The organism is Spirulina subsalsa CS-330, assembly GCF_028330765.1.
Classification (GTDB): Bacteria; Cyanobacteriota; Cyanobacteriia; order Cyanobacteriales; family Spirulinaceae; genus Spirulina; species Spirulina subsalsa_A.
In genome coordinates this window covers 1-26,619 of the sequence record NZ_JAQMTY010000190.1, presented here as the reverse complement: position 1 = coordinate 26,619, position 26,619 = coordinate 1, and the positions used below count along the sequence as shown (strand labels likewise).

At 53.6% G+C, this 26,619-nt stretch carries 21 protein-coding genes; 4 read left to right on the top strand and 17 right to left on the bottom strand.

Features of this window, described 5'->3' with window-relative positions; all coding sequences use genetic code 11:
• The first annotated feature begins 405 nt into the window (after window positions 1-405).
• Window positions 406-4,110, top strand: coding sequence for a CHAT domain-containing protein (locus tag PN477_RS13435; RefSeq protein WP_272119065.1), 3,705 nt, complete (start codon window positions 406-408; stop codon window positions 4,108-4,110).
• 22 nt (window positions 4,111-4,132) lie between these two features.
• Here the strand turns inward: PN477_RS13435 and PN477_RS13430 are convergent, their stop codons facing one another.
• Window positions 4,133-4,831 carry a 4'-phosphopantetheinyl transferase family protein gene (locus tag PN477_RS13430; RefSeq protein ID WP_272119067.1) on the bottom strand — a complete coding sequence of 233 codons (699 nt, stop codon included), beginning with the start codon at window positions 4,829-4,831 and terminating at the stop codon, window positions 4,133-4,135.
• Window positions 4,831-5,523, bottom strand: coding sequence for a Bax inhibitor-1/YccA family protein (locus tag PN477_RS13425; RefSeq protein WP_272119069.1), 693 nt, complete (start codon window positions 5,521-5,523; stop codon window positions 4,831-4,833). The genes PN477_RS13430 and PN477_RS13425 overlap by 1 nt, the downstream gene beginning before the upstream one ends.
• 150 nt (window positions 5,524-5,673) lie before the next feature.
• On the opposite strand from PN477_RS13425, the gene PN477_RS13420 reads away from it, so the two are divergent.
• Window positions 5,674-6,939: a tetratricopeptide repeat protein gene (locus PN477_RS13420; protein ID WP_272119071.1), complete on the top strand. Its 1,266-nt coding sequence runs from the start codon at window positions 5,674-5,676 to the stop codon at window positions 6,937-6,939.
• A gap of 162 nt (window positions 6,940-7,101) precedes the next feature.
• On the opposite strand, the gene opcA is transcribed toward PN477_RS13420, so the two are convergent.
• The 11 genes from opcA to PN477_RS13365 all read right to left on the bottom strand — a co-directional run bounded on the left by opcA (window position 7,102) and on the right by PN477_RS13365 (window position 20,629).
• Window positions 7,102-8,484: a glucose-6-phosphate dehydrogenase assembly protein OpcA gene (gene opcA / locus PN477_RS13415; RefSeq protein WP_272119073.1), complete on the bottom strand. Its 1,383-nt coding sequence runs from the start codon at window positions 8,482-8,484 to the stop codon at window positions 7,102-7,104.
• 131 nt (window positions 8,485-8,615) lie between these two features.
• The gene (gene zwf, locus PN477_RS13410) at window positions 8,616-10,145 is read right to left on the bottom strand and encodes a glucose-6-phosphate dehydrogenase (RefSeq protein WP_272119076.1); all 1,530 of its coding nucleotides are present in this window, start codon (window positions 10,143-10,145) and stop codon (window positions 8,616-8,618) included.
• A gap of 65 nt (window positions 10,146-10,210) precedes the next feature.
• Complete coding sequence (gene tal, locus PN477_RS13405; RefSeq protein WP_272119078.1) at window positions 10,211-11,362, bottom strand: transaldolase; 1,152 nt, start codon at window positions 11,360-11,362, stop codon at window positions 10,211-10,213.
• 87 nt (window positions 11,363-11,449) lie between these two features.
• Window positions 11,450-12,517 (bottom strand): class 1 fructose-bisphosphatase, encoded by a 1,068-nt coding sequence (fbp, locus tag PN477_RS13400; protein ID WP_272119080.1) that lies wholly within the window; start codon window positions 12,515-12,517, stop codon window positions 11,450-11,452.
• Between the two features lie 507 nt (window positions 12,518-13,024).
• Entirely contained in the window at window positions 13,025-13,243 is a 219-nt protein-coding gene (locus PN477_RS13395) for a DUF4327 family protein (RefSeq protein WP_072622095.1), read from the bottom strand.
• Between the two features lie 500 nt (window positions 13,244-13,743).
• Entirely contained in the window at window positions 13,744-15,336 is a 1,593-nt protein-coding gene (locus PN477_RS13390; protein WP_272119083.1) for a cation:proton antiporter, read from the bottom strand.
• A 55-nt stretch (window positions 15,337-15,391) separates the two neighbouring features.
• The gene (locus PN477_RS13385; RefSeq protein ID WP_272119085.1) at window positions 15,392-16,372 is read right to left on the bottom strand and encodes an adenosine kinase; all 981 of its coding nucleotides are present in this window, start codon (window positions 16,370-16,372) and stop codon (window positions 15,392-15,394) included.
• Between the two features lie 154 nt (window positions 16,373-16,526).
• Window positions 16,527-17,720: an RNA-guided endonuclease InsQ/TnpB family protein gene (locus PN477_RS13380; protein WP_272119087.1), complete on the bottom strand. Its 1,194-nt coding sequence runs from the start codon at window positions 17,718-17,720 to the stop codon at window positions 16,527-16,529.
• A gap of 180 nt (window positions 17,721-17,900) precedes the next feature.
• Window positions 17,901-18,983 (bottom strand): Gfo/Idh/MocA family protein, encoded by a 1,083-nt coding sequence (locus PN477_RS13375; protein ID WP_272119089.1) that lies wholly within the window; start codon window positions 18,981-18,983, stop codon window positions 17,901-17,903.
• Between the two features lie 356 nt (window positions 18,984-19,339).
• Window positions 19,340-19,876: a rhodanese-like domain-containing protein gene (locus tag PN477_RS13370; RefSeq protein ID WP_272119091.1), complete on the bottom strand. Its 537-nt coding sequence runs from the start codon at window positions 19,874-19,876 to the stop codon at window positions 19,340-19,342.
• Window positions 19,877-19,939: 63 nt separating this feature from the next.
• Window positions 19,940-20,629 carry an MBL fold metallo-hydrolase gene (locus PN477_RS13365; RefSeq protein ID WP_272119093.1) on the bottom strand — a complete coding sequence of 230 codons (690 nt, stop codon included), beginning with the start codon at window positions 20,627-20,629 and terminating at the stop codon, window positions 19,940-19,942.
• Window positions 20,630-20,734: 105 nt separating this feature from the next.
• Here PN477_RS13365 and PN477_RS13360 point away from each other — a divergent pair, with 105 nt between their 5' ends.
• Window positions 20,735-21,106, top strand: coding sequence for an ArsR/SmtB family transcription factor (locus PN477_RS13360; protein ID WP_272119095.1), 372 nt, complete (start codon window positions 20,735-20,737; stop codon window positions 21,104-21,106).
• Here the strand turns inward: PN477_RS13360 and PN477_RS13355 are convergent.
• From PN477_RS13355 to PN477_RS13345, 3 genes are all read right to left on the bottom strand, one after another.
• Window positions 21,103-21,747, bottom strand: a complete 645-nt coding sequence (locus PN477_RS13355; RefSeq protein ID WP_272119097.1) for a transaldolase family protein — start codon at window positions 21,745-21,747, stop codon at window positions 21,103-21,105. The two genes, PN477_RS13360 and PN477_RS13355, sit on opposite strands and share 4 nt — an antisense overlap.
• A 357-nt stretch (window positions 21,748-22,104) precedes the next feature.
• The gene (locus PN477_RS13350; RefSeq protein ID WP_417158815.1) at window positions 22,105-22,887 is read right to left on the bottom strand and encodes an ABC transporter permease; all 783 of its coding nucleotides are present in this window, start codon (window positions 22,885-22,887) and stop codon (window positions 22,105-22,107) included.
• A gap of 159 nt (window positions 22,888-23,046) precedes the next feature.
• Window positions 23,047-23,826: a phycobilisome rod-core linker polypeptide gene (locus PN477_RS13345; RefSeq protein ID WP_072622103.1), complete on the bottom strand. Its 780-nt coding sequence runs from the start codon at window positions 23,824-23,826 to the stop codon at window positions 23,047-23,049.
• Between the two features lie 447 nt (window positions 23,827-24,273).
• Between PN477_RS13345 and PN477_RS13340 the strand changes: the two genes are divergently transcribed.
• Entirely contained in the window at window positions 24,274-25,365 is a 1,092-nt protein-coding gene (locus tag PN477_RS13340) for a J domain-containing protein (protein WP_272119102.1), read from the top strand.
• A 171-nt stretch (window positions 25,366-25,536) separates the two neighbouring features.
• On the opposite strand, the gene PN477_RS13335 is transcribed toward PN477_RS13340, so the two are convergent.
• Window positions 25,537-26,184 carry a precorrin-8X methylmutase gene (locus tag PN477_RS13335; RefSeq protein ID WP_272119103.1) on the bottom strand — a complete coding sequence of 216 codons (648 nt, stop codon included), beginning with the start codon at window positions 26,182-26,184 and terminating at the stop codon, window positions 25,537-25,539.
• Window positions 26,185-26,619 lie beyond the last annotated feature (435 nt).

The window sequence follows — 26,619 nt, the reverse complement described above, 5'->3', positions numbered from 1 at the left end:
TCCCCCTTATCCTAACTTTCCTACAGGACTAAGTCAACCCTGTAGGATTCGCTTCGCTCAGTTTTCTTGGTTGGTCAAAATTCATCTCACCGTTAAGCCTTCGGCTATAACGGGAGTCCTCTTTTGACACTTGAGATAGACCATCGATCATGATGATAAATGATCTTATTCTCTGAACGAAGCATACGGATCATTGATTGACAGTCTCGAAGACAGGGGGAGAAGTGTTGTGTAGGTCACAATCACTTCTCCCCTTTCTCAACAAATAATCTTAAGATATCTGACAGGTCATTCGATTGAGTGAGGGGGTATCCAAATGAGCGATCAGACCGAAGCTCAAAGCGTGGGTCGGTTAAGGCGATCGCAATAGGCTTCCGACTCTCCCCCGTTGACCACCTCCCCCGTATGAAGAACCATCCCCATGAGTTTCACTATGACGCTAATCTTGTCCAGCAGTCCGCTCCCCTCGATCACCCGGCTGTGAGCCTCGCGTCTGTCAAGCCTTCTCCTTCCCCCTCCCGTCGCCCAGCCACCACCGCCCTCACCCTCCTTAGCCTCCTCCTCCTCGCCCCCCTCCCCGGAGCACCAGCCCTGGCCCAATCCATCACCGCAGCACCCGATGGAACCGGAACCACCGTCATCCAAAACGGCAACCAATTTACGATTCAGGGCGGCACAACCATTGACCAAAACCTCTTCCATAGTTTTCAAGACTTCGGCCTCAGTGCCAGCGAAACCGCTCAATTTTTGAGCAATCCCAGCATCCGCAACATCTTGACCCGCGTGGTCAGCGGTAACCCTTCCCTCATTAATGGTCTGATCAGCGTCATCGGCGGCAACTCAAACCTATACCTCATGAACCCCGCCGGTATTGTGTTTGGCCCCAATGCCCATCTCAACGTTCCCGCTGATTTCCTCGCCACCACCGCCACCGGCATCGAATTCGCCAACGGCACATTTCACGCCTACCAAAACAACACCTACGCTGATCTGGTCGGGTCACCCCAAGGCTTGATCTTCAGCGATACCGACAGTGGCACGGTGATTAATGCAGGGCAGTTGCAGGTCAACCCTGGGCAACGCTTAGGCTTGGTCGGTAAAACCGTGATCAATACCGGACAACTCAACGCACCCGGAGGCACGATTCAGATCGTGGGTGTTCCCAATTCATCCCGGATTCGGATTTCCCAACCCAATCAACTCCTCAGCCTCGAAATAGACCCCAACGCCGCCACCCGTCCCGGCCATATCACCGCCCTGGAATTACCCCAACTGCTCACCGGCCCTACGGATCTGGCCAGTATTGCGCTCAATGGCGATGGTACGGTGCAGCTTAATGGGTCTGATCTGGCCGTGCCGGTGTCACCCGGTCTTGTGGCCCTGTCCGGTGAGCTTGACACCCAGACCACAGATGCGACCCAGACCCCAATGATCCAAGTTGAGGGCGATCGCATTGCCCTCACCGCCACCACCCTTGACGCATCCGGCACCAACGGCGGCCAAATCACCATCGGCACCAACGCAAACCGGGTCATCGTCGATCAAGCCAGCACCATTCGAGCCAACACCACCGCCCCAGCAGGCAACGGCGGTGATATTTTAATTTGGTCTAACGAAGCCACCGCCTTTCTGGGTTCCCTCGAAGCACGAGGGGGCAACCAAGGCGGTGATGGTGGATTCATCGAAGTGTCATCACGGGATAATCTCGCCTACAACGGTCAAGCCAACCTCACCGCCCCCCATGGTACGAACGGAACCCTCTACCTCGACCCGACCAAAATCTTTATTGTGAACGCGGCCCTCGCAATCAACGATGATCAATTACCCAGCATCCTGCAAAACAATAGTCCCGGATCTATATTTACCCTCTCTGATACGGCGCTCAATGCTCAATCAGGCACGCTTTTGTTAGAAGCAACGGATGAAATTGAAATCGATAGTTCTGCCAATCTCAACTTCTTGAGTCCCAGCGTGACATTTCGGGCAAATTCCATTATTTCCAAGGCTTCTCTCACGGGTACAGCATTCACCTTTGATGCTCAAAATACAATTGTATTACGAGAACGGATCACCGCCCAAAATGTAAAACTTAGCGCGAACAGTATCACGATCCATAATCAATCGGGAGGCGTTGGCATCAGCACGGGTTCATTAACCATTGCCGCCAATGCTTCGGCGATCAAATCCCCCATTGAAGGCACAGGATCATTGAGCCTGAGTACGTTTACGATGGACAAGGATATTCAAGTCGGTCAAAATGGCAGCACACCCGCCTGGGATTTATCAACATCAGAACTCAGTCAATTTCAAGGATTTAGCTCAACTCAATTAGGAAATCCGAATAGTAAGGGAACAATCGAATTTATCAATAATCCAGTCACGATTGATTTCATCAATCGTGCGCCATTAACAATTATCGGTGCGCAGCAACTGACAGGGTTTAATCAAGATACAAACTGGTTACTGCAAGGAACCCAACAGGGTCGGATGAGTAATGATCAAGTATCGTTTGGGTTTCAGAATGTTCAAAAAATTCAGGGCGGGACTGCATCCGATACATTCATTTTTGGTAATGCTGTGAATTTTGGCGGTGTGTTAGACGGAGGGCCAGGAAAAGACACGTTAGATTATTCAAACTACGGTAGTCCTGCACAGGTGGATTTAGTGAATAATTCTGCCACTGGAACCCTGGGAGTCTTTCAGATTGAAGACTTTAAGATGACGGATAATGTAGTTTCGCCACGACCTTCATTTCCGCCCTTGACTCAAAGCATCGTCCGTAAAAGTCCTAAATCTTTATCAGATTTCGATCGATTTGAAGCGAGGGGTTTATTCGATTCTCACGCTCAAGGTGAGACGAGAGGTTACGATCGCACCCTCATCCATAACTCCATTTTGGGTGATGATCTAGAAGCAGCGATCGCCGCCTTGGATCAATTGTATAGTGCTGAATTTGCGGAACAACTCGGTATTGAGTTACCACAACGCACCCTGAGTGTTTTAGAAATGCAGGGAATTTTAAAAACTCGCAGTGAAGCCACAGGCATTAACTCCGCGATCATCTATGCTTTTGTCCGACCGGATCAACTAGATTTACTCCTCGTCCCGCCGGTGGGTCAACCCATTGCCTATACTGTGCCAGTGAGCCAAACCGAGTTATTAGAAACCGTCCAAAGCCTCAGACTTGAAATCGGTGATCCGGTACGTCGTCAAACCGTGAGTTATCGCCCCGATGCTGAACAGCTTTATCAATGGTTAATTGCGCCTTTAAAGGCAGATTTAAAACGCTTTAATATTCAATCATTGGTGTTTAGTTTAGATGCAGGATTGCGGGCTGTGCCAATGGCGGCATTGTATGATGGTAATCAGTTTTTAATTGAACAGTATAATCTGAGTTTAGTACCGAGCTTATCCCTAACCCAAACCCATTACACTAACCTCCAACGTGCTTCGGTTTTGGCGATGGGAATTTCTGATTTTCAAACTCAATCTGATTTACCGGCTGTGCCAGCAGAATTAGCAGCGATCGCTCATGCTACTGCCCATGCCACAACGCTATTCAATGATCAAGTTACCTTAGCCAATTGGCAACAAACCCAACAAAACCCGGTTGATATTGTTCACCTCGCCACCCATGCAGAATTTCAAGCGGGCCACCGGGAAAACTCCTATATTCAACTGTGGGATCAACCCCTCACCTTAGAGGCGATTGAAGTGATTCCCTGGCAACAACAGCGGGTGAATTTATTAGTGTTGAGTGCCTGTCGGACGGCGTTTGGGAGTGAGGAGGCGGAGTTTGGCTTTGCGGGTTTGGCGGTGAAAACGGGGGTGAATTCCGCTTTAGCAAGTATTTGGTATGCCAATGATTTAGCCACTTTGGCATTAATGCAGGGCTTTTATCAACAACTGACCCAAATGCCCACGAAAGCGGAGGCGTTACGGCAGTCCCAATTAGCATTATTAAATCGCAATACGGCACTACAAAATGGTCGTCTTGTCAGTAAAAACAGCAGTGTTGAATTACCGCCGGAATTGTCCCGGTTTGGCGATCGCACCCTCAGCCATCCCTATTATTGGTCGGGCTTTACCCTCATCGGCAGTCCGTGGTGATCGGGTGCAGTCCTGGGATGTTTTAAGGATGGATGACGATGGGTAACGCGGCGATCGCGTTCAGCCAATGGTATTCAACAGCATCGGGCTGGCGTTGGATTGCGAACGCACCGCGCAGGTTGGGCAGCGGGGGTAAATCGGCGAGATACCAGGGCGGCGCGGGGGGGTGCAGGGCGAGGATTTGCGGGGGGGAGGTGTGGGATATTTCGACGGTTTTTAAGCCGGTGATGCCTGCGCCGGTGGCTTTTAAATAGGCTTCTTTGCGAGTCCAGAGGGTGAAGAAGGCGGTTTGTTGCTGGGCAGGGGGGAGGGCAGCGATCGCATCGGCTTCGGCGGGGCAAAAGAAGCGGCGGGCTAAATCCAGGGCGTTGGGCAAGGGGCGGATGGTTTCAAGGTCAATGCCAACGGGGTGATGGGGATGGAGAGCGATCGCGCCCCATGCGCCGGAATGGGTGACGTTGAATTGCCACGGGGATTGGGTTAATTCGGGTTTGCCGGTGGGGGTGGTGGTGAAGGGGATGTCTTGGGGGGCGCGATCGATGCAGGGGCTGAGGAGGTGGCGGAGACAGCCCCGCGTTAGGGTGAAGCGTTGGCGATCGCGCTTGTGGTGATAGCGGTGGGCGCGGTGTTGTTCGGCGGGGTTTAGCACAGCAAAGAAGCGATCGGTGTGGGGGGCGATCGCTTCAAAGTTTAATAACCAAATCTGGATCGGTGCGGCCATTACTCCCGCGAAGACAATGCCATCACAATCCGCAGAATATACAAAAACAGCAGTGCAACGGACGCAAAGAGTTCCAGCGATGCCGCCACATATTGATCAGTGCGGTAATGGCGCATCACTTTTGAGGTGTCGTAGAGAATGGCCGCTGAGGCAAAAACGACCATGATCGAGGAAAAGAGTAACCCTAATGGAAAACCAAAAATTGCGCTACAAATAATCACCCCGATCGCTACGAAACCGCCGATTTTCAAGATGCCGCCGAGAAAGGTGAAGTCTTTTTTTGTGGTAAAGGCCACCAGTGTTAATCCCCCGAACAGCAGCAGCGTTAAGATTCCGGCGGTGGGGATGACGGTGGGATCATAAAATGTGGCGGCCATGTAGAGCAACGGTGCGAAAAAGACCGCCTGAGCCACCGCATAAAGACCAAGTCCCATGTATTGCTGATTGATCGATTCGGTTTTCGTGGCGAGTTCGCGGGCATACCACCCGACTAGGGAAAAGATTGCTATCAAAGCAAACCCGCCAATCATGCCGGTCGCAATCAGCAGGTTAAAAAAGCCCTCAGCAATGCCAGTGGTGAAGAGGAAGAATTCAACGACGATGAACCCACCGATCGCAGCGGCTAGGTGGGCGTAGGTTTTTTGGATAAATTCGGCCCGCTGATCGGGGCGTGTTTTGGCGACGACAATCATAAACCAATCCTTGAATGTGGAGGATATCAAACGCAATCATCTACCTATATATGATAGCGATCCCGTTTTTCCGTTGAGAAGAGCGGCTTGGGTTGGCGTTCTGGGATGGGCTGGATTAGACTCCAAAAGAGCACCGTTGCAGGGAAGACTATGGATGATGATGTTTTGCGTGGGGGGATTGAGCAACGTCAGCAGGGCGATTTTGCCGGGGCGATCGCCACCTTTACCGCGATTCTCCAAGACTATCCCGACTTGGCGGCGGCCTATGGTCAACGGGCGATCGCCTATTTTGATGCGGGTCAACTTCACAGCGCGATTTCCGACTATACCCAAGCCCTCGAACGCGATCGCGACAACCCGAAACTGTATTACGGTCGGGCGTTGGTGCGGTTGGCGTTGGGGAATCTTCCCGGTGCGCAACAGGATGTTGAATCGGCGATCCAGCGCGATCGCACCGATGCCGCGTCCCACGAACTCCAAGGCACGCTTTACCGCAAACAGGGCAATGTGACAGGGGCGATCGCCAGTTTTAAAACCGCAGCGGATCTCTATCTCAAGGCCAAAAATGCGGCGGCCTGTCGTCGCTGCTTAGACAAAATTGCCCCCCTGAAGCCCAAATCCGCCGCCCCACCGCCGCTTAACAGTCCCGCCACTCCCACCCCCAAGCCTGCCGCCCTAATTTACCCACAACTGATCGCCCGCATTGAAGCCGGGGAAGCGGAAACGGTGCGGCAAGAGTTGGATTGGTTGCTGCACAATGGGGCGGCGGATGGCAACGCCTATCGCTGTCGGGGGTGGGCGCAGCATCATTTATCGCAGTCTTTCGCGGCCCTGTCGGATCTGAATCGGGCGATTCAACTCAACCCCCAGGATGCGATCGCACTGTGTTATCGCGGCCAGGTGCGCGGTCAGATGGGCGAAGCGGGGGGCGCGTTGGCGGATTTGGAGGCGGCATTGGCGTTGAACCCAAACGCGGCGGGGTTCTGGGTGGCGCGGGGTGATATTCACCACGCCCAGCAGGCCTACGGGGATGCGATCGCGGACTACACCCACGCCCTTGAACTCGATCCCAAAAGTGCGATCGCCTATGTCCACCGTGCCCAAGCCCAGATTAAACAGGAAAACCTCCGCCAAGCCTGCGACGACTACCAACAGGCCGCCAGTCTCTACTGCCAACAGGAAGATTGGCCCCGCTATCAAGCCATCCTCGACCACCTCAAAACTCTCCAAGGCTCCAGCCTACCCACCGCATCACAACCGGAAACCCCCCGCCATCAAGCCCTCCTTGCCCTCGTGGGTGGCCAGTGGGGCATCGCTGAACGGCTGATTCAACAGGCCAAATCGGAGTTTCCGGGCCGCTCAGAGGTGTGGTATTTGGAAAAAGTGATTGCGGATCTAGAGCGCGATCGCCCCTAACGGATGAAGTTAGGGCCGTGAGCGAGAAGGTAGCGAGGCTCGCACAACACAAGCTCAAGGCCATGGCAGTGCGAGCTCCCGCTCACTGATTCAAAATCTGACCCCAATCCTCTCATGCAGGGGATACACAACGGGATTGAGGATTAGGAGTGCGATCGCGCCTTAATGTTCCGTTAAGTCATCCGGGGCCAACTGCAAAATCTTATGGGTCAGCAGCATACTTTCGTTGTAAAGCACCTCTTGGCCCCAGCGTTGCAACTGTTGGCCCAAAAGCTGCTCCGTCTTTTGATCCGTCAAGGACGACACTTGGTTAATCCGCAGGGATTGCGCACCGCCCCCGGCTTCCATCCGCATACAGCCCGTCGTTTCCGAACAAAGCACCGTCCCACAATCCGCCTTCGGGTTACTCGAAGCTAATTTGAGACTAATTAAATCCCCCGGAATCTCGCCCCAGTCCGCCGTTGGAATACCGGCGAGTTCCACCTCAACGGTGCGGTTATGTTTCCCGGTAAGTTGAATCCGGCGAATGTCATAATCACCGCCCTCGTAGTGGTAGCTCACGGGAACCCATTGCAAACGACTGGCCAACCACCCCAAAAACATCAACGCCTGGGCTGGGTTGCCTTTTTCGTAGTCGATCACCACTTGATCCACTTCCCAAATATGGTTACGGCGTTCCGGGGGATCAAAGGCCTCGGCGCTCAACTCCTGCCAAGGGGCTAACCGTCGCCAGTTCAGATCCGCAATCACCAACCGTTGATCGATCAACTGCCCCAAATTTTCCAAGTCCGCTTCCGGGTGACTAAAGCTGCTGGAATCCACAATCAAGCTGTCGCAGTCTTGGGTGAGGCGTTCAAACAGGTCAAAATCCAGGTGCGGGGTCGCTTTCCACCAGATGAATTTCGGGAGGTCTTGGATCATCAACGCGGAGATCACGCCGCCGATCCGTTCGAGGGCGTTGGCTGTGCCTCGCAGGGTGATGTATTCGCAACAAACGAGGGTGCTGCCGCTCCGTTTTTGAATCGGGCAATAGGCCGAGACTTGGGCGGTAACTCCTTCGTCTTCGCCGACGGTGGGACAGAGGGTAATGATCCGGCAGGGGTTGGAGGCAGCGATCGCATCCGCAATTCCCACCCCCTCCAAATCCGGCGCATATTGGGCCGCCGTGCGCAAATTTTCCGGCGTTTGCTTATCACGGGCAATCAACTGACTAAACTCTGCCTGGAGCCGATTCACCAACGCCTCATCCGCCTGACCCGTCACCTCAAACCCATAGGACTTTTGCGCCGCCTTAACCGCCGCTTTTGTGCGAGCCCCATTGATCCCATCAATAGGCCCCGTATAAAACCCCAACGCCGACAAATAATGCTGCGTCCCGTCCGGCTCATAGACCAAAAAACTAAACGTTGTCGCCCGTGTGGCTGCTAAACCATCATCACCCGTGGCGTAACTTTGCCAGATTTCCCGTAAGGATGCCTCAATTTCATCAATCGAGACATCTTTCGGAGCCTGAAGCGGAACTAACGGAGGGGAAGAGGTCTGCATAATCATGATCCCTATCGGTTTTCAAACAGTGAACAGTGAACAAACAAGACAAAATTGGGTCGGGTGGACATTACCCACGAGAGCACAGGCCAAGAAATGACAGAAGGCGGGCCATTGCCCACCAGAGAGACTTACAACCTGCGCCAATGACGGCCATCCCGGTTCATCAACAACTCCGCTTCCGGCGGTTGCCAGGTTCCCGCCTCATATTGGGGAATCGTACTCGGATCGGCCGGGGCTTCCCACGCACTCAGCGCCGGAGTCACCACACGCCACGCTTCCTCCACCTCATCAGCACGGGTGAACAGGGTTTGATCCCCCAGCATCGCATCCAATAACAGACGGTGATAAGCATCAGCGGTTTGCATCCCAAAGGAGGAGCCATAGCTGAAATCCATATCCACCGTCCGCGTCCGCAAGTCCGGCCCCGGCATCTTCGCTTCAAACCGCAGCGCGATCCCCTCATTGGGTTGAATCCGCATCGCCAAAATATTTTGGTTCGCCTGTTGAGCAGCGGATTTGAAAATGAGCAACGGCACTTCTTTGAATTGAATTGCAATTTCCGTCACCTTCTTCGGCAATCGCTTCCCGGTGCGGAGATAGAACGGCACACCCTTCCAACGCCAATTGTCGATCATCAATTTCATCGCCACAAAGGTGGGATTGAGGGATTCCGGGTTGACGTTGGCTTCTTCGCGGTAGCCCGGAATCGGTTGGCCCTTCATCCAGCCCGCACTATATTGCCCGCGAATCGCCGATCGCTCCAAATTATGCACATCCGCCAAATGCATCGCCTGCAACACCTTCACCTTCTCATTGCGAATCGCGTCGGCTTCGAGGGAGTTGGGCGGCTCCATGGCGGTAATCGCCAAAATTTGCATCAGGTGGTTTTGCACCATATCCCGCAGCGCCCCAGAGGTTTCGTAATAGCCGGCCCGGTCTTCTACTCCCACGGTTTCCGCCACGGTAATTTGCACATGATCGACAAATTGCCGATTCCAGAGCGGCTCAAAAATGGCGTTAGCAAAGCGAAAGACGAGGATATTCTGTACGGTTTCTTTGCCGAGGTAATGGTCAATCCGGTAGACCTGTTCTTCGCGACAGACTTGTTGCACGACGCGGTTGAGGGATTTGGCAGTGCCGAGATCTTTCCCAAAGGGTTTTTCAATCACGACGCGGGTTTTCACGGGGTCGCTAATCATCCCGGCGGCTCCGAGATTGCGCAAACCGGGCTTAAAAAAGCCCGGTGAGACGGCGAGATAAAAGACGCGATTGCCGCGTGTTTTGCGGGTTTCGTCGAGTTCAGCGAGGAAGGTTTTCAGTTTTTGGTAGCTGTCTTGCTGATCCATGTTGCCGGAGCAGTAGAAGAGGCCCTTGGCGAAGTCTTCCCAGGCTTCTTCGCTGCCGATCCCAGTGCCGAATTGCTCAACGCCTTCGCGCATCTGTTCCCGAAAATAGTCATGGCTCCATTCCCGGCGGGCAACGCCGACAATGGTCACTTCTGGGGGGAGTCGGCGTTCCTGTTTGAGTTGATAGAGGGCGGGAACGAGTTTGCGCTGGGTGAGATCGCCCGAAGCTCCGAAGATCGTGATGATTAAGGGTTCGGGGGTGCGTTCTTGTTGCAGTCCGATGCGCAGGGGATTGTCAAGTAATGTAACCATGCTGATTGGGATGGATGGGACGGGGGAGGGTGGGCGGGAGGAGACGAGTCTCCCACCGCGTCGGGCTAGGGGACGGGGGCAAGCTGATCGACTTTGGCGGCGAGGGAATCCATCAGGAATTCAAAGGGTTTGATGAATTTGTCGATACCTTCGGCTAAAAGTTCGTCCATGACGGCATCAAGGTCGATGGCGACATCGGGATCAGCAAGGGTGGCGATCGCACCTTCGGCTTTTTCTAGATCGGTTTCGATCCGGTTCGCCGGGTCGCAGTGGTCGGCGCAGGCTTCGATCGTGTTGGGGGGCAGGGTGTTGACGGTGTTGGGCCCGACGAGTTCATCCACATACATCACATCGCTGTAGGTGGGGTTTTTGGTGCTGGTGCTGGCCCAGAGGAGGCGTTGCACGGTGGCTCCTTGGGCTGCGAGGGCTTGCCAGCGATCGCTACTGAAAATCTCCTTATATTCTTGGTAGGCGATCTTAGCGTTGGCGATCGCAATTTTCCCCTTCAGCCCCTGCAATTTCGCCGCCGTGGCAGCGTCCACCCCAGCGGCCACCTTGGCATCGAGGCGATCGTCAATATTGCTATCGATCCGGCTGAGGAAGAAACTCGCCACAGACTTAATCGAGCCAATCTCGTGGCCCGCTGCGGCCCGCTGTTCGAGACCCGCAATATAAGCCCACGCCGTCTCAATGTAGCTCTGCACCGAAAAGAGCAGCGTCACATTGACACTGATCCCCGCTGCGATCGTCGCCGTCACGGCGGGCAACCCCTCCGGCGTGCCGGGGATTTTAATCATCACATTTTCACAACCGATCGCTTCGGCATAGCGCCGGGCTTCGCGGATCGTGCTGTCGGTATCGTTGGCGATCGTCGGGGGGACTTCAATGCTCACATAGCCATCTTGGCCCTCGGTGGCATCATAGACCGGCTTGAAAATGTCGCAGGCCGCCCGAATATCATCAAACACCAGAGATTCATAGATTTCCGTGATGGATTTCCCGGCTTTGATCCCCGCCGCAATATCCGCGTCGTAGATTTTGTTGCCCGCGATCGCTTTTTCAAAAATAGCCGGATTGGAGGTGATCCCACAGATGCCCCGTGAGGTCATCAACTCCTTGAGTTGCCCGGATTCGATTAAATCTCGGCTGAGATTATCCATCCAGATACTTTGGCCATAGTCTTTAGCGATCGCCAAAATAGGGTTAGTAATGGTCATTGGGTCAATACTCCTGGTCATAACAATGCGACATCGATAGTTAAGATCTCTGCGATGGTGTCGAACCGAGATCGTTAAACTCTGAAATTACGGGCGATCGCGATTCGCCCGATCTTGAATAAAAGATTCCACTAACTGCACATCCTCCTGAGAACCGATGATCAGCGGTGTGCGTTGATGTAATTCACTAGGAACCACATCCATCAATGGGCCGAGTCCAGTACTGGCGCGTCCCCCCGCCTGCTCAATCAAAAACGCCAAGGGAGCCGATTCATACAGCAAGCGTAGCTTACCCTCTGGTTTACTCCGTGTTCCCGGATACAGAAACACCCCCCCTTGCATTAAGATGCGGTGAATGTCGCCCACCAACGCGCCACTGTAGCGAGCGGTATAGCCCTCATGGCGATGGACATAGCGAATGTAATCCCGCAGGGGATCATCCCACGCCCAGAAATTCCCTTCATTGACACTGTACACCGGGCCATGTTCGGGAATCTTGACATATTCCTCAGCGAGAATAAATTCGCCTAAACTGGGGTCGAGGAAGAACGAATGCACCCCATCGCCGACGGAATACACCAGCACCGTTGCCGGGCCGTAGAGCATATAGCCCGCCGCAATTTGTTGATGGCCATCTTGTAGCAAATCCGTCGCCTTGCCGTCGAGGTCGTCCCCTTCCTGCTGCCGAATCGAGAAAATCGACCCGACATTAAGATTAATATCCACGTTAGAAGAGCCATCAATGGGGTCGTAGAGCAGGGTATAGCGACCAATGGGGCAATTTTCCGGAATATAGTAGGGGTCTTCCATTTCTTCCGAAGCCAGACGGCAGATCAAGCCACTCTGCTTAAACACGGAGATAAACACCTCATTGGCATACCAATCCATCCGCTTCACGGATTCCCCTTGCACATTCACATCGCCGGTAAACCCCAAAGCATTGGCCATGAGTCCGGCCTGACTGAGCCGCCGGGAAATCAATTTCGCGGCGAGGCCCAGGCGATTCATGATGGCACTGATGTCTTGGGCTTCGGGGGCCAGCAATGACGAGGCCTTGCCGGTTTTCATCAGTTGCTGAAGCACATGGCGAGATAGGGTGGTACAGTCTCGATCGAGAGTCTGATGGGGGGATGTGGAACTTTCTGTTGCGACCATGGATGGCCCTCCGTTACAGCCTGAGGATAGAAACAGTCCATCGGCCCGCCCTCAACTGAATGGGGGAGAGTTATGGCCTTCTACCTCATGTCCCATGATAGGAAGTCCCTCGGCGAACCCCCACAAGCTTCATACTCTTTCAAGAAAATTGATGAAGCGATCGCCGTTGTTTAAGGGTTGTTTAAGAGTCGTGACCGTGTGGAAATCCGGGGATCAAGACGGGAGCCAGCCCGGTGCAGCGCATTATGCAGCAGGGATGGCGGTGTATTTTTTGGGGGGATCTATCTCTGCGATCGCATCCCCTCATCAATCCCGATCCATGGAATGCCTAGCGCTCCAATGGGTTCAGGTTTCAAAAAAAAGGCCGCGATCGTGGCCTTTTTTTGAGATTAAATTGAATTAAATTGCCATGGGATCAGATTCGATCATTATCGTATTGATGCTTAATGCAGAGATATATTATCACTTCTTATCTATGCAATGGCGTGATTCCAGCATTGCAACGCTTTAATCTTCATCCCAGGCTTCCACGAGGAGAATTTCACTGACGGGATCTTGCATCGAAAAGCCAAACTCAAGGAGTTCATGCTTCCAGAAGCTCCAATCGTCGCCGTAGAGGAACGCAATTTTCCAAATATTATCGCCCGGCTTGAGGATGTTGGAATCCACCAATGAGCGCACTTTGCGTTGTAACTTCACCATCGGGTGAGCAACTTGTTGAGTCATACGCTTTCTTTCAGTTTTATTGAGGTAGTGGTTTTAAATGTTGTCCTGTTGTCTCCCATGCTGACAATTTTCACGAGGGGGAGACCCTAAAAAAGTGAGGTTCACTGCATATTTATCTATCTTAAAGTGGTGTCAATGTGCAAGAGTTAGGGGTGAAATAATGTAAATGTTTAGATTGTCTTAAGATTTGAGCGATCGCCCCCTAGTGCAGCGTCAATGCCAAGAATTAGGATGTTTGTCGGGTGCTGTTAGCGAAGCGTAACGCACCGTCACGTTGAGCGTTGGACATTCAAGAAAGACAATCCGAATAGTCGTGGCACGTCTTAATCGGTGGGTTACGGCGGATTGCTAGATTGCAGTAATAGTCTGTATTTAAGCCGCCTAACCCACCCTACAGTTCAGCATTATTTTAGCTGTGCCGTGGCACTACGATCAAGCCAAGCCCCACGAGTGACAAGCGATCGCACCTCTAGACGTTCGATCAACCGCCTGATGCGAGCTTAGGCCTCATCCTCCGTCATCACCTTTTCAATCGCTTGATCCAACACGCTTTGAAGCACGGGGGACAGGTTGCGATTGAGGCGACCGGCGCGAATATATTCGGCGTAGGTGTCTGCTTCGATGTCCACGAGTTCTTCGCGGAGTTGCTCCATGGTGATGGCGAGGAGTTGGGGGTTTTGGGTTTGCAGCTTGGTGATCCCATCTTCCACGTCCCGCAGTTGGCCGCGCACCAGTTGCTGTTGATAGCGGTAGAAGTCGGGGTCAATGTCGGGGGATTGTTCCACCTCAGCGAGGAACTTGAGAACGCGATTGAGGGCGGTACGACGGGCGATCGCTTCGGAATAGGCCTGGCGTTGGGGTTGATCCCCGACGAGATCCAAGCGTTTGAGAAACACTTGCGTGGTGAGGCCCTGGACGAGGAGGGTAAACAGCACCACCCCAAACACCGCATCAATGATTTCCTGGCGACCGTCGAGGATCGCGGGCACACTGAGGGCGAGGGCAATGGAGACACCACCCCGCAGGCCACCCCACCAGAGGACGGTAAACTCACGCCAGTTAAAGGTGCTGCCCTTGAGGGCGTTGCTCAGGTAGCCGAGGCCGAAAATGACCACGAAGCGCGTACCGACAACGGTAAGGATCGCGATCGCAATCAGATCCAGATTCTTACTCAAACTGCCAAAGTTAATCTGATCGCCAATCAGCAAAAAGACGATGGAATTGACGAAAAAGGCGAGAAACTCCCAAAACTCCGAGACAATCAAGCGCGTCCGGGGACTCATGCCAATCCGGGAGCCAAAGTTCCCCAAAATCAGCCCCACCGTTACCACCCCAATCACCCCCGATCCCCCCAATTCCTCGACGAGGAGATAGGTTCCGTAGGCTGAGACCAGGGTTAACGACTGTTCCACGAGGGGAAAATCAAACCGCTGCGTCAGGTAGGAAATGCCATAGCCGATTAAACAGCCCAACCCAGCCCCAATGCCCACGAATGTCCCAAATCGCGCCACGGTGACGGGAATCGAAAATTCTTCCACCCCCAAAGGAATCCCCACCAACAACAGGAATGCCACCACCGCCACGCCATCATTAAAGAGGCTTTCCCCTTCCATGACGACGGTGAGGCGTTTCCCGGCTCCCAGTTCCCGAAAGAGGGCGACGACGGAGACGGGATCGGTGGCGGCGAGGCTCGCCCCCAGCAGCAGGGCGATGGGGAGGGAGAGGCCGGTAAATTGGCTGATCGGGAGGGCGACCCCCAACACGGAGATGATCACACCGGCGATCGCAAACAACCCCACCGGAACCAAACTTTCTTGGAGATCCCGCCAGCGAATATTCCACGCCGCCTCAAACAACAGGGGCGGCAGAAATATTTCTAAAATTAATTCCGGTGACAGGTTCACCAAGCGCACATTTACAAACGCCAACCCCAACCCCACAATCACCAAGAGCAGGGTATAGGGAATGCGGCGAAACCAGCTAAAAATTCGAGACACCGTCGCCACACTGAGGGACACGGTGAGCACCACTAAAAACTGTTCCAGATTTTGCTTAATAACGGCATCGGCAGATGTGGCAGCCTCAAATTCCATAACTTCCTACGGTTGGGTGTTCTTGGGCGATCTTAACGGGTTTGGGAAAAGGCTGTTAAGCGGTGAGGAGAGCGGGCAGTACCTCCGGAGCCAAGCGGGGGCCGTATTGGGTCACGACCTTGGCGGCGGCTTGGGAGGCGAGATGTCCGGCGGCGGCGTAGTCCATGCCGTGGGTGAGGCCGTAGAGGAAGGCCCCGGCGTAGGTGTCCCCGGCGCCAACGGTGTCGATCGCTTCCACGGTGACCGGCGCGATGTCGTGGAGGGTTTCGCCGTCAAACACAAGGGAGCCTTTGGGGCCTTGGGTGAGGGCGAAGGTGTGCGCGATCGTTTTGAGGTAGGCGATCGCAGCCTCTAAACTCTCGGTTTGGGCCAATGCCAACGCCTCCGCCTCATTGGCAAAGAGCAGATCCACCCCAGCGCCGATAATCTCCAGCAGGCCCGGCCGGAAAAACTTCGCCATATTCGGGTCAGAGAGGGAAAAGCTGGTTTTCGCCCCCGCCGTTTTCCCCAAAATCAACGCCGCCACCGCCGCTTCTTTCCCCGTGGGGGAGGTGACTAAATACCCTTCGGTGTAGATGTATTTCGACTGATTCAACGCCCGTTGATCAATTTCTGTGGTGGAAATTGATCCCGAAATGCCCAAAAATGTATTCATGGTGCGATCGGCATCGGGAGTCACCAACACCAAACATTTTCCGGTGATCCCATCGCTGCGGTGTTGATGTTGCAAATTCGTATCTAGGCCACATGCGAGCAGATCCGCCATAAAAAAGCCGCCCGTTTCATCGTTGGCCACCTTACAGGAATAAAACCCTTTCCCCCCCAACTGCGCCACGGTGACGAGGGTATTGGCTGACGATCCACCGCTGGTTTTCTTCGGGTTTAAATTCTTGAGGGCGGCGGTGATTTCCCCTTGGCGCAGTTCATCCACAAGGGTCATCACGCCTTTGTCGATGTTGAGTGCTGCCAGTTGTTCGGGAGTGACTTCGTACTCCATATCCACCAAGGCATTACCAATCCCGTAAACGTCGTACATAGGTATTGTCAAAAATTGAGGACAGGGCTAACCCGAAGCATTCCGGTTAACCGCTTTTCAGTTAATCATATTGATGCCGTTGCGATCATTGCCGAATCCATGGGGCTTGAAAATTTGACATCCTCCCCAGCCTAAAGGCGTGGGGATTCCCAGTCTAGCGAGCCAAATGGCCAACTTCCTGATGGGTAGACAGCTCATCGAGAACCGCCCCAGTTGGGGTCTTACCTTCTCTCCCTGTCCGTTTAACGTCGTGGGTTTGCCCAACCCCGACGGATTCAATATTCCTGGCTGCATTGATATCCCGGTCGTGGAAACTGCCACAGTTCAGGCACACCACTTCTCGCACCGAGAGATCCAACTTGCCCCACCGATAACCACAGTCTGAACAACATTGGCTCGTGGGTTCCCAACGGTTAATCACCTGAAATTCACGATTGAACTTCGTTGATTTCGCCTCACACATCACTCGAAACTCTCGCCAGCCTGCTTGGGAAATAACCCGTGAGAGTTTCCGATTCTTGACCATCCCTGACACATTCAAATCCTCTAGGGCGATCGCTTGGTTTTCACGAACGACTCTGGTGGAGAGCTTGTGCAGGAAGTCTTTACGGAGGTCTCGCTGTCTGGCTTTGAGTTGGGCAATTTTGAGGCGGAGGCGGTGATATCGTTGGGAGCCTTTGACTCGTTTCGATAAGCGGCGTTGCGCTCGTCTGATTTTGCGGTCGAGTTGAGCGTAATCAGGCGCTTCTATCTTTGCTCCGGTACTCAAGACGGCAAAGGTCTTCAGTCCCAAATCAATCCCGACACTGGGAAATAAGGCGGGAATCCATTCGGGTTCAATCTCAACCACAAAGCTCAGGAAGTAGCGGCCGGCTCGGTCTTTGATCACAGTGACGGATGAGGGGTCGCTGGGGAGGGGGCGTGACCATTTCACTTTCAAGTTGCCGATTTTGGCCAGGTAGATTTTTTGGCCTTTGAGGCTAAATCCTCCTCTGGTGAATCTTGCGGTTTGCCGATTGTCTTTCTTTTTGAATCGCGGTGGGTTGACTTTCTGACCTTTGCGCTGGCCCTTTAGGGAGGTGAAGAAGTTTTTAAAGGCAACTCCTAAATCAATAATGGATTGCTGCAAGGGGATGTTGGAGACTTCTGAAAGCCATTCCCGTTCGACTGTCTGTTTGGCTCGGGTGATGCAGGTTTTCTGGAGGTCGCTGTTTTTGGGGAGTTTTTCGGCTTGTTTGCTCTGGTACAGGGCATCGTTCCACACAACGCGACAGCAGCCAAATAGTTGAGCGAGTTTGGTTTGCTGTCCTCGTGTTGGGTAGATTCTGTACTCGTATCGGACTTTCATGGCGCTATTCTACCTAAAGTCGCCCTAGAAGGGCGAGGCTTGAAACCCATTGGTTTTGGTCAAGAATTACCATTGCGATCGCACTTTCCTAAAATTAGGCAACAGAATCTTGCGGGTCTTGCCCATCCGAACCCTGCCCCAAGGTCGCTAGACTAGACTCGCTCAGTCCCTTGATCTGCCCTAGGCGTTAGCGATCGCACCATTCAAGTTTTGCACCGCCCCTTGGCCCGGCTGCCAATCCTCGTTTTGCCACACCTGACCATCAAGGGCCATCTTTTCGATCGCACTAGCCAAGCGCAGCGCCTTTAACGCCTGTTCACCGCCCACCGAGGGTTTTTCGCCACCGCGCACACAGTTCACAAAATGCTCTAGCTCGGCGTGGAGGGGTTCAATGTTGCTGGTGTAGACTTTTTCGATTAGGCCGTCCTGACGGTAGAGGACTTGGCCGTAGTCCGTCATGCAGTTGGCGGTGGTTTGGCGGTGGATGAGGATTTCGTTATTGAGAAAATCTGCTTCGGTGAGGGAATGTTTACAATGGGCGGCAATGCGGCGAATTTTGCGGTGGGTGACTTTGCTAGAGGTGAGGGTGGCGACGATGCCATTGGCAAAGCCGAGAGTGGCGGTCACGTAGTCGAGATAGCCGGAATCGGAGGCCCGGCTACCGCTGGCGGTGACTTTGACCACGGACGATTTCGCCAATTCCAGCATTAAATCAATGTCATGGATCATCAGATCCAACACGACGGACACATCATTGGCGCGATCGGAATAGGGACTCATGCGATGGGCCTCGATCGCCAGCAATTCCTCCGTGGCCAGGACTTTGCTCAGTTCTTGGAAGGCGGGGTTAAAGCGTTCAATGTGGCCAACTTGGAGAATGCAGTGGGATTCGGCGGCGGCATTAACGAGGGATTCGGCTTCGGTGATGCTGGCAGCGATCGGTTTTTCGATCAGGACATGAACCCCAGCGCGGAGGCAATCCATACCGACCCGATGGTGCAGGCGGGTGGGGACGGCAACACAGACGGCATCAACGTGGGGAAAGAGGTCGTGATAGTCTTCAAAAAAACGGATGCGGTATTTGCTGGCAGTGTCGAGACCGCGCTCGACGTTGAGGTCAGAGATGCCCATCAGTTCCACATCTTTGAGCAAACTGAGGACGCGGGTATGATGTTGACCCATGTTGCCTACGCCAATAACGCCGATGCGGATAGGTCGATGCAGAGGGCGCTGAGGGGTCACGGTGTGTTGTGCGTTGCTCATGCTGGTTGTGCTCCTCTATGACTCTCTATCATGCGTCTGATCAGCGTTTTGACGGTTGCTTGGTTTCACCCAAATCGTATCACAGTCTTAAGGAGTGCAAAGAATCTTCACGGTTTTCGATCGCATTCTTGACGCTTGGGGCGACCTTTGCCAGGCTGATTGGCTCCATTATCGCTGCATTATCAAAGGGGGAGGGGCGATCGCAGGTGTTACCCTGTGTCACTTTTTCAGTTGTCCCCTCCCGGTGGGCTACTCCGTCAGGGCAGGGAGCGAGAAGCTCGCACTCCAGAGAATTCCAGGGAGTGTGAGCCTCTGGCTCACTCACATAGCAGGAGTAGCCCGGTGGGCGAGGGACGTTAGCTCACTCGTTGGTTGTAGGGGAGTTTCGCCAACAGCATCGCCATGGCGCAGGTTCCCGACAGCCCCGCGAAGGTTAGCCCCGCGCCCACAAACCCACTCAAAATCAAGAACCACGGCGAAACCAACCCCAAGAGAGTCCCCGTGAGAACTAAACTCCCGGCAATGATTTGCACTTGGCGCATGATGCTGATCGGTGCGTTTTTGTTGATCTGGGTGGGCTGTCCGGCTTGTTTCCAGGCGGTGATGCCGCCGTCGAGGTGAATGACGGATTCATAGCCGGCAAGGATGAGATGGCGGGCGGCTTCGGTGGAACGGTTGCCGGTTTGACAATAAAGGACGACAGGCTTGCCGTCTGCGTGGGGCAGTTGGGCGGGTTCAAACCGGGAGAGGGGGACGAGGTGAGACCCGGCAATTTTTTCGCCGGCATGTTCGGAGGGTTCGCGCACATCAACGAGGGTGACGCGATCTTCTGCTAACCATTGTTGGAGGGTGGCGGGGGCGATCGCTTCGAGTTGGGTGTTAATCGTGGTCATGGATGGATACTCCGAAGGGTAGGGGTGAATAGGTTAGGACGTGAAACGTGAAAAGTGGCGAGTCTAGGCGACTTGGCCGCAATGTTGGTTTGCCGGCACTGCTTCCATGATTTTTTTCGGATTGGGGAGATCAAGGCTACCCATGAGGGCAATGAACTGATCACGGCTTTGTCCGGCCAGGCGGGGATTATGTTGCTTTTCTTCGCCAATGGTGGAGACGGTTTGGCCGCGATAGTCGTGACCCGGATAGACGAGGACATGATCCGGCAGGGTAAATAATTGCTGGGTGATTGAATCATAGAGTTGACCCGCATCGCCGCTTTGGAAGTCGGTACGGCCACAGCCTCGGATGAAAAGGCTATCGCCGGTGAGGAGGTGGGTGTCGTTGACTAAGTAGCTCATGTCGCAGTTGGTGTGACCGGGGGTGGCGATCGCGGTCACGGTGATGTCGCCGATGGTGAAGCGATCGCCATGATCACAGGGCACATCGGCGCAGACAATGCCGGATTTGCGGGGGGCTACGCCAGAACAGCCAGTGCGATCGCGCAGGGTTCCCGTGCCGGTGATATGGTCGGCATGGATATGGGTTTCAAGACAATACCGGAGCGTGAGTCCGAGTTCTATTAAAAGTCGTTCATCGCGGTCTACTTGTTCGATCACCGGATCGACGAGAATCGCCTCACGGGTGGTGCGATCGGCGATGAGATAGGTATAGGTGCTAGTTTCAGGATCGAAGAGTTGACGGAATAACATAATGGGTGGAGAGGGTTACACATAAGTCTTGTACAAATCATATTATCATATAGTAATATGATGATTGATCAAAAACCGTAGAGTTTTCTTGGGGATAGTAATGTTATGGATTGTGGAATCAATCAGATCGCGCAGATTTCGCCCACAGTGCTCAATCGGATTGCCGAGTATTTCAAGGTGTTATCCGAGGTGAGCCGGCTGCAAATTTTGTGTTGTTTGAAGTCTGGTTCTAAAAATGTGACGGAAATCATTGATGCCACTGGGTTAGGGCAAGCCAATGTGTCGAAGCATTTAAAGCTGTTAACTCAATTGGGCATGGTGAACCGCCAGCCCCAAGGGGTGAGTGTGTATTACGAAATTGCTGATCCGAGCATTTTCAAGATCTGCGATATTGTCTGCGATCGCATTGCCACCGCCCTAGAGAGCCAAAACCAAGAAATCGAAGCCTTCAGCATCTTTCGCGGCTTTAGCGATTAAGGTCTGATCTCCAATCCACATCCACCTTCAGCAAATTCCTGCACGGTTTTTTCCGATAGGGGATGGGTGGCCAGAGCCTGTAATTGCGCCAGAGGTAAGGTAAGGTGATCGGCTCCGGCTTGGAGGGCGGCGGCGGCTTCGTCGGGGGATTTAAGGCTGGCGGCAAGGATGCGCGTCGGGCTGTTGCGGAGTATTTGTGCCATTTCAGCGACGAGAATAATGCCGTCACCGAGCAAACGGGTGGCACGGTTAACGTAGGCGATCGCATATTTTGCCCCCCCTTCACCGGCCACGGCCGCCTGAGCCGGATGGTAAATTCCCGTCACAGAACAGGAAATCTGGGGCGAAAGCTGTGCCAATGCCTGAAATCCCATCGGGGTCGCAGGAATTTTTAACACCGTTTGCGACCCGATCAACTCCGCCGCCTGATGGCCCTCCCGGAGCATGTCATCTAGGGTAGATGCCATGAGTTGATAGTAAAGCTCTCCCGGACAGAGTTGAGCCAACGCGGCGAGGGTCTCAGCCGGAGACTGCTCACTTTGGGCAAGCAGGGTCGGGTTCGTTGTAATGCCTTTCACCCACCCCCACGCCATCGCCTGTTTTGCATCGTTAATCTGAGCAGAATCAAGGTAAAGAGCCATAATTCTCTTCTTGAGGACAAAGATTGAACAGCAGCCACGCTCTAGATCTTAACTGTTACAAAACGTAACATGCAGCAAAATAGCGAATGATTTAAGACTCGTGACTTGCATGAGTATTATTACTTAGCATAAGCCATCTGGTATGCGTCTCAACGCGAGATCAGTCGCCCCTGTCGCCAAAATCCGAGGGTGAGCCATGGGTTGACTGATTTGATAGCCCTCACCCCCAACCCCTCTCCCAGAGGGCGAGGGGAGCCGATCCGTTTTTCCAGTTCCCTCTCCCCTAGGGAGAGGGCTAGGGTGAGGGCTTTCCGGGGTCTGGTTAATGTTGTCAGTCAACCAGGGTGAGCCATGGGTTTAGCTGGAGGCGCTGGTGTAGAAGCGGAGGGCGAATTGCCAAAATTGGTGAGCCACGGCGAGGAGGGCGATCGCTAACCCCGCCGATCCCCAAAGCCAAACCGGTTCACCCCGTCCTAAAATCACCTCAGCAGGGATCGTCGTTAAAAACGCCACCGGGATCACAAAGGTAAAGAGGAGGCGATAGGTTGCCGGATAGGCCACCATCGGAAAACGCCCCGCTTCGAGGAGACCCCGCAACACCTCTGTCACGTTGTAGATTTTCACAAACCAAATGCTCATCGCACCGAGCATAAACCACAGGCTATAGAGAATTGCCGCCCCACAGAGCAGGGGGAGCACGCCCGCCCCATAGTTGAACCAATGGAGGTGCAGTTGGGAGCCGCCGTAGAGAATAATCGCACCGCCGAAAATGAGATCCGGCAGGCCCCAGGGGGACACCGTCCGGGTTGAGAGCCAAAATTGACTGCTAATCGGTTTGAGCAGCACAAAGTCGAGGGTTCCCTCTTGCACCTGATCGACAATGCGATTCAGGTTGGGCACGAGGCAAGTGGCGGCGAAGCCTTGGAGGAGGGTGAAGACACCGAGGACGATCATCGCTTCGGGCCAAGTCCAGCCCTCAAATTCGTAGCCGGTGCGATAGAAGAGGAAGAGGCCGAAGAGGCTGCCGGTGAGATTGAGGGAACTACTGAGGAAGGCGATCGCAAAATTCATGCGGTATTCCAATTCAGCGGCGATCGCTGTACCCCAAAACAGTCGTAACACCGTCCAGTAGCGGCTCAGGTGCAAGGTGTGACGTTCTTTAGCCATAGGTGGACTTTGCGGGAATGGGCATGAAAAAGAAGCCCCAAGCTAACAAAATCTGTGAGCGATCGCCCAACACCCTTGTTACCTTAGGACTTCCTGTGCGTGAAATCCACGTTAAATCAGTTCACTGAAGCACTAGGATTCCGGGCCAATGGAAACATTCAGCTTCCGATAGGGCACAGAACTCATGCTCACCGTTGAGGTAGACACGCGGGGGGTGTTGACCCCTTTGGCACTACTGAGGCTCCGAGCCGCAGCCAAGAAGTTGGACGGATCGCCCGCCTTGGCTTGCTTCTCTTGGGGCACAAAGCGACGCACGGAATTTTGCCACACGATTTGAGGGAACCCAAAGATCGAGCGGTAGTAAGCGTCGTAACGCGGCGACTTGAGGTTAAAGGGCATTTCCCCTTGGTCACGGCTCGGCAAGGAGCGGCGACGTTGGTAGGGAACGATGGTATCGCCGAAGTTTTCGAGATATTCATCGGAGTTGATTAATTCATCGATGAAGCCTTCGATCCCTTTGGTGGCAACGGTAATCGACCAGGCGATTTTTTCCCGCTCACTGTAGACATCACGACCTAAAACCCGTTGGACAGTTTGCTCAACGAACCGATAGTTGTTGTTGAGGTCGTAGAAGCTCCGCTTGTACCGATCCGACAGCACCAGGCCCCGCACAAACTGGCGCACGCTGATGTTGCCATTGCGCAGTTGGGATTCCAGCACCGCTTCGCGATCTGCCTTGAAGGCATGGAAGTACAGTTGCCGATAGGCCGCCTCAATGACGTTGCCCATATCTTCGCTAGACATCACACGATCCGTGGAGAAAATCACGGGTTGTTCGTCGGTGCCCACTTCGTATCCAGCTACGCGGCTGTTTTGACTGTTCGGCGCATAGTTTAGGAGAGGAATAGCCAATGTAAAACCTCCGTTTTCTTACAATTTTTTACAAAGTTTAACCCCTATCATAAAGGAGGGTGGAACGGAGCGCCGAAAAATCTTATTAATTCTTACAAAATCGGGCAGGGTGTGGGATTGAGGGGTATGGCCTGGCTGGGTTTGGTGGGGTTTTCGGGTGGGGTTAGGGTGCGATCGCGCTGGTCATGGGAGGAGAAAGTTTGTAACAGTTTCAGGGGCAAAAAATTAATTTTTGTAAAGACAGATTCAGATTTGCTCAACCGGTATGCTTAATGGCGCATTGCTGCGGTGCGGGTGCGACAGCACAATTCCCCGGCGTGATCCAAGAGCCACCCCTTGAGCCATTGCCTTGGTCAGCCTCAACTCCCTGGCGAAGGGGATTTCGCTCCCTTCCAAAATTCGCTAGGCTGTGAATTAATGCAGATTCAGCCTAGAGGGTGATACAACATGGCACGACGGAACGCGAACAAAAAGGAGGCAGCCTCTACACCATCAGCCCCAGACCCAGCCCTCGCCCTCTCGTCTTTTCATGAACAATTGGCGGCACTCAATGCCGATCGCGCCTGGCTGTTAAAGCAAATTCGCCGCAAGCGCACAGAATTGGACAACTTCATCACCCAGATGCGATCGCTGATCACAGAAATGTTTGAGCGTTCTGCCGAACCGAGGGCGCAACTGCAAGCCCTCGACGCAGAGATCCACAGCCTGTTTGCCGAACTTTTCACCACACGGAAATTTGGTCAACAAACCGTGAAAAAAATTCAACGCCTGTACAAGTCCCTTCAGTGGCAAGGGGTACTGAGTCACCGCCCCATCCCTGGACAGGAGGATGAGGAGTTTGATGATCCGTTTGCGGGGTTTGACAATTCGTTTAGGGACGAGTTCGACGATGATGCCGATGCGTTCGACCCATCGAGGGCGAATGACGAGGCGCGATCGCCCTCCGCCAAAGATCAGGCCGCCCCGAATCAGCGGGAAATGCGCCAAACCTTTCTCCGCCTCGCGTCCCAATATCACCCCGATCGCGCCACGGATCAAGACACCCACAACCAAAACACCGAAATTATGAAAGAAATCAACCGGGCCTATCAGGACGGGGATTTTGCGCGGTTGCTCGAACTAGAGCAGCAAAGTTTTGAAGACCGATTTACCGCCGTGGAACAGGGGGACGATGTGGAGCGCACCTGTAAAAAACTGCGGCAGGAAAACAAAAATCTGCGCGACCAATATGAGGGGATTAAGGCAGAATTGCGGCATCTGCGCAATCATACCCACGAAGGCGAAATGGTGACGCTCTATCGCCAGGCCAAGCGGCAGCAAGTTGATATGTTTGAGCAGATGATCGAGGAGGCGGAGGCGGAGATCGAAGGTTTAAGGATAGTGCGGGATTTTGTCCGGGATTTTCGCGATCGCAAAATGACCATCAAACGATTTCTCCAAGGGCCGAGATCAGCGGACGGCCCCCTCACCCCAGAAATGATGGCCCAACTCATGGAAGAGCAACTGGGCATCATCATCGATCCATCACAATTCTATTGATCTATCGCAATCTTTATTTGATTCATGAACAGGCAAGGGGCTTAAGCCCCTTGTTGATGAGGAGATAAGATCTCCGATTGATTTAGGATCGCTATAAATCAATGCTTGTGAACAATGGGGCCTGAATTTGGGTGTGGTGGTTATCCTGCCGTGGCCCAAGCTGCCAGCCGATCAACCTTGCAGATACGCATGAGCCGCCAACGCCACCAAACCATTCACCAACGCCACCGCCACCCCTGGCCCCCCCTTGCGGCTACTGACGCGAATATTGGCAACCATGGAATCCTGAAGGCGTTCTTTAGACACATCCGCATCCATAAAGCCTGCCGCTGCGCCCACCACGAGGGCCGGTTGAATGTCTTCGGCTTCGATTAATTCGATCAAGACATTGAGGGCGGCAATCTCTTGACCGACGATAAAAATGCTTTCGGGGTATTGGTTGGCGAGGGAAACCATGCCTTGGGCAACGAGGGAGCGTGAGTCTTGGACATCGGGGGGGACGGCGCTGGCACAGAAAACGGGATTACAAAAGGTGCTTTGGATGATGGGGAGAATGCCGGTCATGACCATCGGCACATCGACAATAATGGCGGTGCGGGCAGCGAGGGCGGCGGCTCCCGATGCGATCGCCCCTTCGGCAAAACCCGACAACCCCACATAGTCAAGATCCCCCGTGTGATAGACCACCCGCCGGACGAGTTCATATTCAGCGGGGCGAAAGCGGTGCGAGCCGATCTCACGATCCACAATGGCTAACCCCTGCACATCCGCAATCGACCATTCCATCATCTTGGCTCTCACCCAAAAAACTCTTTTCATTTTAGGAGCCTCCGGGACGAATCGCCCCTAGGTTAACCTATCCGCCGTAAGTCCCCCGTCATAATTGTAAATTTGACGGTGGGATATAAGGCGGTTTTAGTGTTATAAAAGATGCAAACGGCTATACAGGAATGTTCTTCCGGGCTTGTGAGAGTGAAAGGTAGGCTTATACGCTATAGCATCCACTGCTTTAGGGTTGCCGGAACCTCCACGAAAGCAAAGAACTGGTGTGAAAGCACTATTAGCAATAAAACTCGATGCATTGTACCCAGGGACACTGGGGAATCAAAACGCCTATCTTCAATGCAAAAAGAGGACTCCCGCTACACCGTTAGGTTAGCGGTGAGATGAATTTTTGCCAACAAATAAACCGACCAACGGGAGACGACTGAATTCAGTTTTGTGTTAGAATCGGGAGGCCAACGCACCCAAGTG